The sequence below is a fragment of the Peterkaempfera griseoplana genome (assembly GCF_001418575.1).
Classification (GTDB): domain Bacteria; phylum Actinomycetota; class Actinomycetes; order Streptomycetales; family Streptomycetaceae; genus Peterkaempfera; species Peterkaempfera griseoplana.
The window spans coordinates 1-9,485 of record NZ_LIQR01000279.1; the positions used below are offsets into that span (position 1 = coordinate 1).

Genomic DNA, 9,485 nt, shown 5'->3' on the forward strand with positions numbered 1-9,485 from the left:
CACCCCGCCTGGCTGCGGAAACGCCCCCTCCCGGACCGTGCCGGCGGAGCGGTGACCGGGCGCGGTCCCCATGAGCGGTCGCCCCGCGCAAGGCGTACGCGGCCGACCGGATGAACCGGCACCGGATGCCCCACCCGGCCGCTTGTTCGATCACACCCCGGGTACCCGTTCGATCACGCCCTGCTCGACAGGTGATGCGCAGGCTGAGAGGAGTCCCCCGTGGCAGCTACCGCGACCCCCTGGCGGCGCGCCGTGGTCACCGGCGGAGCCGGCTTCGTGGGCTCCCACCTGTGCTCCGCACTCCTGGACCGGGACGTCGAGGTCGTCTGCGTCGACGACTACTGCACCGGCTCCGCGCGCAATGTCGACCACCTCGCCGAGCGCCCCGGATTCACCGTGCTGCGCCACGACGTGGCCGAGCCCTACCGGATCGACGGCCCGGTGGACCTGGTGCTGCACCTGGCCTCCCCGGCCTCGCCCGCCGACTACCTGCGGCTGCCCGTCCACACCCTGGACACCGGCAGTCTCGGCACCCGGAACACCCTGATGGTGGCCCGGGAGCACGGCGCCAGGTTCCTCCTCGCCTCCACCTCCGAGGTCTACGGAGACCCGCTGCAGCACCCCCAGACCGAGCGCTACTGGGGCAATGTCAACCCCGTCGGCCCGCGGAGCGTGTACGACGAGGCCAAGCGCTTCGCCGAGGCGCTGACCATCGCCGCCGGCGCAGCCTGGGGCGTGGACACCGCGATCGTGCGGCTCTTCAACACCTACGGACCGCGGATGCGGGCGCACGACGGCCGCGCCGTGCCGACCTTCATCCGGCAGGCACTGGCGGGGGAGCCGCTGACGGTCACCGGGGACGGCGACCAGACCCGGTCGATCACCTACGTCGACGACACGGTCCGCGGCATCCTCGCGCTGGCCGCCTCCGACCTGGCCGGGCCGGTGAACATCGGCAACCCGACCGAGCTGACCATCGCCGAACTGGCGCAGCGCATCGTGACGCTGACCGGCTCGCCCTCCGAACTGCGCTTCGTGGCGCGGCCCACCGACGACCCGATGGTGCGCCGTCCGGACATCACCCTGGCCCGCGGCAAGCTCCAGTGGGAGCCGGAGGTGGGCGTCGACGAGGGCCTGCGCCGGACCATCGACTGGTTCCGCGGCAACCCCGGCGACTGACCGCCCGCCCCCGTCCTCCCCGACGCGACCGAGAGGCTCCGAACCATGCGCATCCTGGGTGTCAATGCGCTCTTCCACGACCCGGCCGCCGCCCTGGTGGTGGACGGACGGACCGTGGCCGCCGCGGAGGAGGAACGCTTCTCCCGGCGCAAGCACGGCAAGCGGCCCGTCCCCTTCTCGGCCTGGGAGATGCCCGAGCAGGCCGCCGCCTGGTGCCTCGCCCAGGCCGGACTGCGGCCGCAGGACCTGGACGGGGTGGCCTACTCCTACGACCCCGCGCTCGCCGAGCCCGCCGGTGCGCTGGGCCTCGACGACCCCTGGGACCACGTCCGGCAGGACTACGCCCGCCGCGCCCCCGACTTCCTGTGCGCGGCACTGCCGGGGCTGGACCCCGGCATCGTCCGGTTCGTCCCGCACCACATGGCCCACGCGGCCTCCGCCGCCTATGCCGCGCCCGGCGCCGAGTCCTGCTCGGTGCTGGTGCTGGACGGGCGCGGTGAAGCCGCCTCACACCTCGCGGCACGCCGTGCCGGGGGACGGCTGGAACCGCTCGCCGCGCAGCGGCTGCCGCACTCCCTGGGGCTGTTCTACGAGGAACTGACGGAGCATCTGGGATTTCTGCGCTCCTCCGACGAGTACAAGGTGATGGCGCTCGCCTCGCACGGCACCCCGCGGATGCTGGCCGAGCTGCGCCGACACGTCCGGTCCACCGGCGACGGCGGCTTCGAGGCCACCGGCGTGCCCTGGCCGGAGCTGGCCCCGGCCCGCCGCCCGGCCGAGGCCTGGACCCAGAAGCAGGCCGACCTGGCGGCCAGCGCCCAGCGCTGCCTGGAGGAGGTGCTGCTGGACCTGGTGCGCTGGCTGCACGGCCGCACCGGGGACACCCTGCTCACCATGGCCGGGGGAGTGGCCCTCAACTGCGTGGCCAACTCCCGGATCGCCCAGGAGGGCCCCTTCGACCGGGTCTGGGTGCAGCCCGCCGCCGGGGACGCCGGCACGGCCCTGGGCGCGGCGCTCCATCTGGCCGCCCGGAACGGCACCGCGCCCGAGCCGATGCCCGGCGCGGACCTGGGGCGCGGCTGGTCCGACGCGGAGCTGGAGGCCTGGCTCAAGGCCGCTGGGGTGCCGTACGAACGCCCGGCCGACCTCGCCGAGGAGGTCGCCGCGGCCCTCGCGGAGGACGCCGTGGTGGCCTGGTTCCAGGGCCGGTCCGAGTACGGGCCGCGGGCGCTCGGCCACCGCTCCCTGCTCGCCCACCCCGGCCACTCCGGCAACCTGGAACGCCTGAACGACGTCAAGGGCCGCGAGCAGTTCCGCCCCGTGGCGCCCATGGTGCTGGCGGAGCGTGCCGCGGAGGTTTTCGAAGGGCCGCTGCCCAGCCCGTACATGCTCTTCGTCCACCGGGTGGCACCCGGCTGGCGCGACCGCATCCCCGCCGTGGTGCACGTGGACGGCACCGCGCGGGTGCAGACCGTGGACCGGGCCTCGGAGCCGCTGGTCGCCAGGCTGCTGGAGCGGTTCGAGCGGCGCACCGGACTGCCCGTGGTCATCAACACCAGTCTCAACACGGCCGGGCGCCCCATGGTGGACGACCCCCGCGACGCCCTGGAGTGCTTCGGCTCCGCGCCGGTGGACCTGCTGGCGATCGGGCCCTTCACGGTCCGCCGGGGACGGCTGTACGGGGGCCGGCGGTGACGGCGCCGCGGTACGCCGTGGTCGTCCCCACCCTGGGCCGGCCCAGCCTCGGCGCCCTGCTGCGGGCCCTGGCGGACGCGGAGGGGCCGCCGCCGGAGAGGGTGGTGCTGGTCGACGACCGGCCGCTGGACGACTGCCGCCCGCTGGCGGTGGACGTGCCCCCGCGACTGGCCGGCCTGGTGGATGTCGTCGCGGCCTGCGGCCGGGGCCCGGCGGCGGCCCGCAACTGCGGCTGGCGGACGGCACCGGAGCCGTGGATCGTCTTCCTCGACGACGACGTCGTCCCCGGCCGCACCTGGGCGGCCGACCTCGCCGCGGACCTGGCGGCGGCCGGTCCGCGCACCGCGGCCGTCCAGGCCCGGATCCGGGTCCCGCTGCCGGAGGGACGGCGCCCCACCGACTGGGAGCGCACCACCGCGGGGCTGGCCTCCGCCGCCTGGATCACCGCCGACCTGGCGTGCCGCCGGACGGCGCTGGAGTCGGTGGACGGCTTCGACGAGCGTTTCCCCCGCGCCTTCCGGGAGGACGCCGACCTGGCGCTGCGACTGTCGGCCGCCGGCTGGTCCCTCCGGAGAGGCCGCCGGTGCACCGAGCATCCGGTGCGCCCGGCCGACCGCTGGGTGTCGCTGCGCAGCCAGGCGGGCAACGCGGACGACGTGCTGATGACCCGGCTGCACGGCGCCGACTGGTACCGCAGGGCCGGCGCGGCGCGCGGACGGATCACCCGGCACGCCGTCGTCACCGGCCTCGCGGCGGCCGCGCTGGCGCTGGCCGCCCTGCGGCGGCCGGGTCCCGCCCTGGCCTGCGCCGGGCTGTGGGCGGCGGGCACCGCGGAGTTCGCGCTCGCCCGGATCCTGCCGGGACCCCGCACCCGGGAGGAGGTCGCCGTGATGGCCGCCACCAGCGTGCTGATCCCGCCGGCGGCGGTGGGACACCGGCTGCGCGGCATGGTGCTCCATCGCTCGGTGCGGCCCCACCCCGGGGCGCAGGTGTCCGGCGACGGGCAGCGCCGGGAGCGTGCTGCGGTCCCCGTGGGGACGGCGCCCGCCGGCCGGGACCCGGGTCGGTGACGATCCCATGTCCCCCACCAGGAAACCCGGCGCGGCCTCCGACCACGGACCGCCCGATGCGGCGTCACCGTGGCTCTTCCCCGGCCCGCTCCCGGCCGGGCGGCCCGCCCGCCACCGGGACCCCGCACTCCCCGAGGCCGTCCTGCTGGACCGGGACGGCACCCTGGTCGAGGACGTGCCCTACAACGGCGACCCCGAACGGGTGCGCCCCCTCCCCGGCGCAGGGCCCGCACTCGCCGCGCTGCGCGGCCGCGGGATCGCGGTGGGCGTGGTCAGCAACCAGTCCGGAGTGGCCCGCGGGCTGCTGACCCGCCGCCGGCTGGTCAGGGTGCAGCAGCGCATCGAGTCGCTGCTCGGACCCTTCGGGGTGTGGGCGGTCTGCCCGCACGCCCCCGCGGACGGCTGCGGGTGCCGCAAGCCCGCCCCCGGGCTGGTCCTGGCGGCCTGCGGGGTGCTCGGCGCCGACCCCCGGCGCACCGTGGTCATCGGCGACATCGGCGCGGACGTGGAGGCGGCCCTCGCCGCCGGGGCGCAGGGGATCCTCGTACCGACCGCGGCCACACTGCCCCGGGAGACCGCCGCGGCGCCCCGGTCGGCTCCGGACCTGGAGTCGGCCGTCGGCCTGCTGCTCGGCCGCTCCGCCACCGTCGGGCCCCGCCCATGAGGACCCTGGTCGTCCGGCTCGACAGCGCCGGGGACGTCCTGCTCGCCGGACCCGCGGTCCGCGCGGCGGCGCACGCCTCCGGCCACACCGCCCTGCTGTGCGGGCCGCGGGGCGAACCCGCCGCGCGACTGCTGCCCGGGGTGGACGAGGTCCTGGTGTACGACGCCCCATGGGTGGCCCTCGACCCGTCACCGGTGGACGCCGGGGCCGTGCACTGCCTGGTGGAGACCGTCGCCGGGGGCCGCTTCGACCGGGCCCTGGTGCTGACCTCGTACCACCAGAGCCCGCTGCCGGCCGCCCTGCTGCTGCGACTGGCCGGGGTCGGCTGGATCGGCGCCGACAGCGAGGACTACCCCGGCGCCCTGCTGGACCTGCGGCACCGCAGGCAGGACCACCGCCACGAGGCGGAGGCCGCCCTGGACCTCGCGCATGCGGCCGGATTCACGCTGCCGCCCGGCGACGACGGCCGGCTCCGTGTGCACGGCGTACCCGGCACCGAGGAGCTGACCGGACCCGGCCCCTACCTGGTGGTGCACGCCGGCGCGGCGGTGCCCGCCCGGGCGTGGACCCCCGCTCGTACGGCGGCGGCGGTCACGGCACTGGCGGAGGCCGGCCACCGGGTGGTGGTCACCGGCTCCGCCGCCGAAGCGGGGCTGACCGCGGGCGCGGCCCCGGGCCGGGCGGTCGACCTCGCCGGACGCACCGACTTCCGGCAGCTGGCGGGCGTCCTGTCCGGCGCCCGCGCCGTGGTCACCGGCAACACCGGCCCCGCCCACCTGGCCGCCGCCACCGGCACCCCCGTGGTGAGCCTCTTCGCGCCGGTCGTCCCCGCCGAGCGCTGGCGCCCCTACGGCGTGCCGCACATGCTGCTCGGCCGCCCCGACGCGCCCTGCCGGGGCACCCGTGCCCGCGTCTGCCCGGTGCCGGGGCACCCGTGCCTGGACGCGGTCACCGACGCCGAGGTGCTCGCGGCCGTCACCGCACTGACCTCCGCGGCCTCCCCGCGCGACACAGCCCGCCCGCACCCCGCACGGGAGACGGTGCCATGAACATCCTGCTCTGGCATGTGCACGGTTCCTGGACCACCGCCTTCGTCCAGGGCCGCCACCGCTACCTCGTCCCGGTCACCCCCGACCGGGGCCCCGACGGCCGCGGCCGCGCCCGCACCTGGGACTGGCCTCACTCCGTACGCGAGGTCCCACCCGAGACGCTGCGCGAGGAACCCGTCGACATGGTCGTCCTGCAGCGCCCCCACGAGGAGCAGCTCGTCCACCGCTGGCTCGGCAGGCGGCCGGGCCGGGACGTGCCCGCGGTCTACCTGGAACACAACGCCCCGCACGGCGGCCAGGTACCCGACACCCGCCACCCGGCGGCGGACCGAAGGGATCTGACGCTCGTTCACGTCACCCACTTCAACCGGCTGTTCTGGGAGAGCGGCGGCACCCGCACGGTGGTGGTCGAACACGGCGTCGTCGACCCCGGCCACCGCTACACCGGCCGGCTGCCGCGGGCCGCCGTGGTGGTCAACGAACCGGTGCGCCGCGGCCGCACCACCGGCACCGACCTGCTGCCGCTGCTGTCCGAGGCGGTACCGCTGGACGTGTTCGGCATGGCCACCGCCGGACTCGCGGCGAGCCTCGGGCTGACCGAGGAACGCTGCCGCAGCACCGAGCTGACCCAGGACCGGCTGCACGCGCGGCTGGCCGAGCGGCGGCTCTATCTGCACCCGGTGCGCTGGACCTCCCTGGGACTGTCCCTGCTGGAGGCGATGCACCTGGGGATGCCCGTGGTCGCACTGGCCACCACGGAGGTCGTCGAGGCGGTGCCGCCCGGTACCGGCGTGGTCTCCAACCGGCCCGAGGTGCTCGCCGCCGCGGCCCGCCGCTACCTGGCCGACCCGGCAGCCGCGGCCGCCGACGGGCTGCGCGCCCGCCGGGCGGCCCTGGAGCGCTACGGGCTCGAACGGTTCCTGGCCGACTGGGACAGGCTGATCAAAGAGGTGACAGGGTGAAACCGCTCAAGATCTCGCTGGTCTCCGAACACGCCAGCCCGCTGGCGGTCCTCGGCGGCGTCGACGCCGGCGGCCAGAACGTCCACGTCGCCGCACTGGCCGGTGAACTCGCAGCCCGCGGCCACCAGGTCACCGTGCACACCCGGCGCGACGCCCCGCACCTCGCATCCCGGGTGCGGCTCTGCCCCGGAGCGTACGTCGACCATGTCCCCGCCGGCCCCCCGGCGACCCTGCCCAAGGACCAACTGCTGCCCTGGATGGAGGACTTCGGCACCCACCTGGCCAAGCAGTGGGCCGCCGACCCCCCGGACCTCGTCCACGCCCACTTCTGGATGTCGGGACTGGCGGCACTGCGCGCCGCAGCCGCCTTGCCCGTGCCCGTCCTGCAGACCTTCCACGCACTGGGCAGCGTCAAGAAGCGGTACCAGGGCGACGCCGACACCAGCGACCCCTCCCGGATCGCGACGGAGACGCACATCGCCCGCAGCGTCGCCCGGGTGGTCGCCACCTGCCGCGACGAGGTCTCCGAACTCGCGGCCCTCGGGGTCCCACGCAGCCGGGTGGCGGTCGTGCCCTGCGGGGTGGACGCCGAACGCTTCACCCCGCGCGGGCACGCCACAGCCCGCCCGGGCCGCCCCAGACTGCTCCAGGTCGGCCGGCTGGTGCCGCGCAAGGGCGCCGCGACCTCCGTCGCCGCACTGGCCCGGATCCCCGGCGCCGAGCTGGTGATCGCCGGCGGGCCGCCACCGGCCCGGCTGGACCGCGACCCCGAGGTGCGGCGGCTGCGCTCGCTGGCCGAACGGTCCGGCGTGGCCGACCGGGTGAGGCTGCTCGGGGGAGTGCCGCCGGACTTGATGCCCGCCCTGCTGCGCAGCGCCGACCTGGTCCTCTGCCCGCCCGACTACGAACCGTTCGGCATCGTGCCGCTGGAGGCCATGAGCTGCGGGGTGCCCGTGGTGGCCAGCGCGGTCGGCGGCCACCTGGACACGGTGGTGGACGGTGTCACCGGGCGGCTGGTGCCGCCGGGCGACCCCGCGGCGCTGGCCGCGGCCGTCCTCGCGCTGCTGGCCGCACCCGACGTCCGCCGCGCGCAGGGTGCTGCCGGACGCGCCCGGGTCCTCGCGCACTTCCGCTGGTCCTCGGTGGCCGCCGCCACCGAGGCGGTCTACCAGGAGGTGCTGGCGGAGGCCCGCACCCCCGCGACCCTGACCGGAGGCCTGTGATGCCCACTCCCGAGCGCCGTGTGCTCCCGTTCGCCGGCGAGGACGGCACCGAGCACTGCCGCCTGCTGGGGCGGGCCCTGGCCCGCTTCGCCGAACGGTCGCTGCCCCTGGTCTCCGCCTGGGGCGAAGCCCTCGCCGGGGCGCTGTCCGCCGGCGGCAGGCTGCTGGTCGCCGGCAACGGCGGCAGCGCCGCCCAGGCCCAGCATCTCACCGCGGAACTCGTCGGCCGGTACCGGCAGGAGCGCCCCGGCTACTCGGCGATCGCCCTGCACGCCGAGAGCTCCACCGTCACCGCGGTCGGCAACGACTACGGCTTCGACGAGCTGTACGCCCGCCAGGTCGCCGCCCACGGAAGGCCTGGCGACGTGCTGCTGCTGATGTCCACCTCCGGCCGCAGCCCCAACCTGCTGGCCGCAGCCGACGAGGGACGCCGCACCGGACTGGCGGTCTGGGCGATGACCGGCAGGAGACCCAACCCTCTGGCGTCCCGCGCGGACCAGGCGCTGGCCGTCGACGCCGAGCACACCGCCACCGTCCAGGAGGTCCACCTGGTCGCCGTCCACCTGGTGTGCGCCGCCTTCGACGCCGCGCTCGCCCGCTCCGGCACCCCGGCCCCCGCCGCCGCGGCCCTGCGCCGGGAGGCGGTGTGAGGCCCGGCCCCGGCCCCCTGGTGGTGGTCGGCGACGCGCTCCTCGACCAGGACGTCGACGGCGAGGCCCGGCGGCTGGCGGCCGACGCCCCGGCACCCGTCGTCGACGTGGCCGACGAGCACCTGCGCCCCGGCGGGGCCGCCCTGGCGGCGGCGCTCGCCGCGCTCCGCGCCGGGGACCGGGAGGTGGTCCTGGTGACCGCGCTCGGCCGCGACCCCGCCAGCGAGGAGATACGGTCCGCACTGGCCGGCCGGGTTCGGCTGGAGGAGCTGCCGCTGGACGGTTCGCTGCCGGTCAAGACCCGCGTCCGGGCCGCCGGGAGGCCCCTGGTGCGGATCGACCGCGGCGGCGGGACGCCCGGCGCCCCCACCGAAGCGGTACGGCGGCTGCTGGAGCGGGCCGGGACGGTCCTGGTCTCCGACTACGGCGGCGGTACGGCGGCGGCCCTGCGGCCGCTGCTCGGCGCGGCCGCCCACCGGGCGCCCCTGCTCTGGGACCCCCACCCGCGCGGCGAGCCGCCGGTGCCCGCCGTATGCCTCGCCGTCCCCAACGCCGCCGAGGCCCGCACCTTCGCCGCCGCCGGGACGTCCGACGGGGCCGCACCCCGCGGTGACACCCTGGCCGACACCGCGGCCAGGGCTGTGCTGCTGAGACGGCGCTGGCAGGCGGCGGCCGTCGTGGTGACCCTCGGGGCGCACGGCGCGCTGCTCACCCGGGGCGACGGCGACCCCATGGTCGTTCCGCCCTCCCGCGCGGTCACCGGTGACCCCTGCGGCGCCGGCGACTGCTTCGCCGCCGCCGCGGCCGCCGCGCTGGCCGGCGGGGCCCTGCCGGAGGAGGCCGTGCAGACCGCCGTGGAGGCGGCCACGGCGTTCGTCGCCGCCGACGAGCGGACCCGCTGGCGGCAGCGGAACCCGGGGCCCGGCGACGGCCCGGCCGGGGACGCCTTCACCGTGGCGGCCTCGGTACGGGCGGCGGGCGGCACGGTCGTCG

9 protein-coding genes are annotated in these 9,485 nt (G+C 77.0%); all 9 read left to right on the forward strand.

What is annotated here, in order from left to right; genetic code table 11:
• The first annotated feature begins 219 nt into the window (after positions 1-219).
• A complete protein-coding gene (locus AOK09_RS20755) occupies positions 220-1,179 on the forward strand; it encodes a UDP-glucuronic acid decarboxylase family protein (protein ID WP_055588720.1) in 960 nt (319 codons plus the stop codon).
• Between the two features lie 45 nt (positions 1,180-1,224).
• Positions 1,225-2,874 carry a carbamoyltransferase family protein gene (locus AOK09_RS20760; protein WP_055588721.1) on the forward strand — a complete coding sequence of 550 codons (1,650 nt, stop codon included), beginning with the start codon at positions 1,225-1,227 and terminating at the stop codon, positions 2,872-2,874.
• Positions 2,871-3,944 carry a glycosyltransferase family 2 protein gene (locus AOK09_RS20765; protein ID WP_055588722.1) on the forward strand — a complete coding sequence of 358 codons (1,074 nt, stop codon included), beginning with the start codon at positions 2,871-2,873 and terminating at the stop codon, positions 3,942-3,944. The genes AOK09_RS20760 and AOK09_RS20765 overlap by 4 nt, the downstream gene beginning before the upstream one ends.
• Before the next feature lie 7 nt (positions 3,945-3,951).
• A complete protein-coding gene (locus AOK09_RS20770; RefSeq protein ID WP_055588727.1) occupies positions 3,952-4,608 on the forward strand; it encodes a D-glycero-alpha-D-manno-heptose-1,7-bisphosphate 7-phosphatase in 657 nt (218 codons plus the stop codon).
• Complete coding sequence (locus tag AOK09_RS20775) at positions 4,605-5,657, forward strand: glycosyltransferase family 9 protein (protein ID WP_055588723.1); 1,053 nt, start codon at positions 4,605-4,607, stop codon at positions 5,655-5,657. The genes AOK09_RS20770 and AOK09_RS20775 overlap by 4 nt, the downstream gene beginning before the upstream one ends.
• A complete protein-coding gene (locus tag AOK09_RS20780) occupies positions 5,654-6,619 on the forward strand; it encodes a glycosyltransferase (RefSeq protein ID WP_055588724.1) in 966 nt (321 codons plus the stop codon). Before AOK09_RS20775 ends, AOK09_RS20780 begins: the two co-directional genes overlap by 4 nt.
• Positions 6,616-7,842, forward strand: a complete 1,227-nt coding sequence (locus AOK09_RS20785) for a glycosyltransferase (RefSeq protein WP_245687396.1) — start codon at positions 6,616-6,618, stop codon at positions 7,840-7,842. The genes AOK09_RS20780 and AOK09_RS20785 overlap by 4 nt, the downstream gene beginning before the upstream one ends.
• A complete protein-coding gene (locus AOK09_RS20790; RefSeq protein WP_055588726.1) occupies positions 7,842-8,492 on the forward strand; it encodes a D-sedoheptulose-7-phosphate isomerase in 651 nt (216 codons plus the stop codon). Before AOK09_RS20785 ends, AOK09_RS20790 begins: the two co-directional genes overlap by 1 nt.
• Positions 8,489-9,485, forward strand: a 997-nt coding sequence (locus AOK09_RS20795) for a PfkB family carbohydrate kinase (protein ID WP_175609326.1), incomplete at its 3' end; no start/stop codon positions are given. The genes AOK09_RS20790 and AOK09_RS20795, both read left to right, overlap by 4 nt.

What these genes read in the sequence shown, in the direction of transcription:
- AOK09_RS20760 (WP_055588721.1), top strand. Translation starts at nt 1,225, where the DNA reads ATGCGCATCCTGGGTGTCAATGCGCTCTTCCACGACCCGGCCGCCGCC.
- AOK09_RS20770 (WP_055588727.1), top strand. Translation starts at nt 3,952, where the DNA reads ATGTCCCCCACCAGGAAACCCGGCGCGGCCTCCGACCACGGACCGCCC.
- AOK09_RS20775 (WP_055588723.1), top strand. Translation starts at nt 4,605, where the DNA reads ATGAGGACCCTGGTCGTCCGGCTCGACAGCGCCGGGGACGTCCTGCTC.
- AOK09_RS20780 (WP_055588724.1), top strand. Translation starts at nt 5,654, where the DNA reads ATGAACATCCTGCTCTGGCATGTGCACGGTTCCTGGACCACCGCCTTC.
- AOK09_RS20790 (WP_055588726.1), top strand. Translation starts at nt 7,842, where the DNA reads ATGCCCACTCCCGAGCGCCGTGTGCTCCCGTTCGCCGGCGAGGACGGC.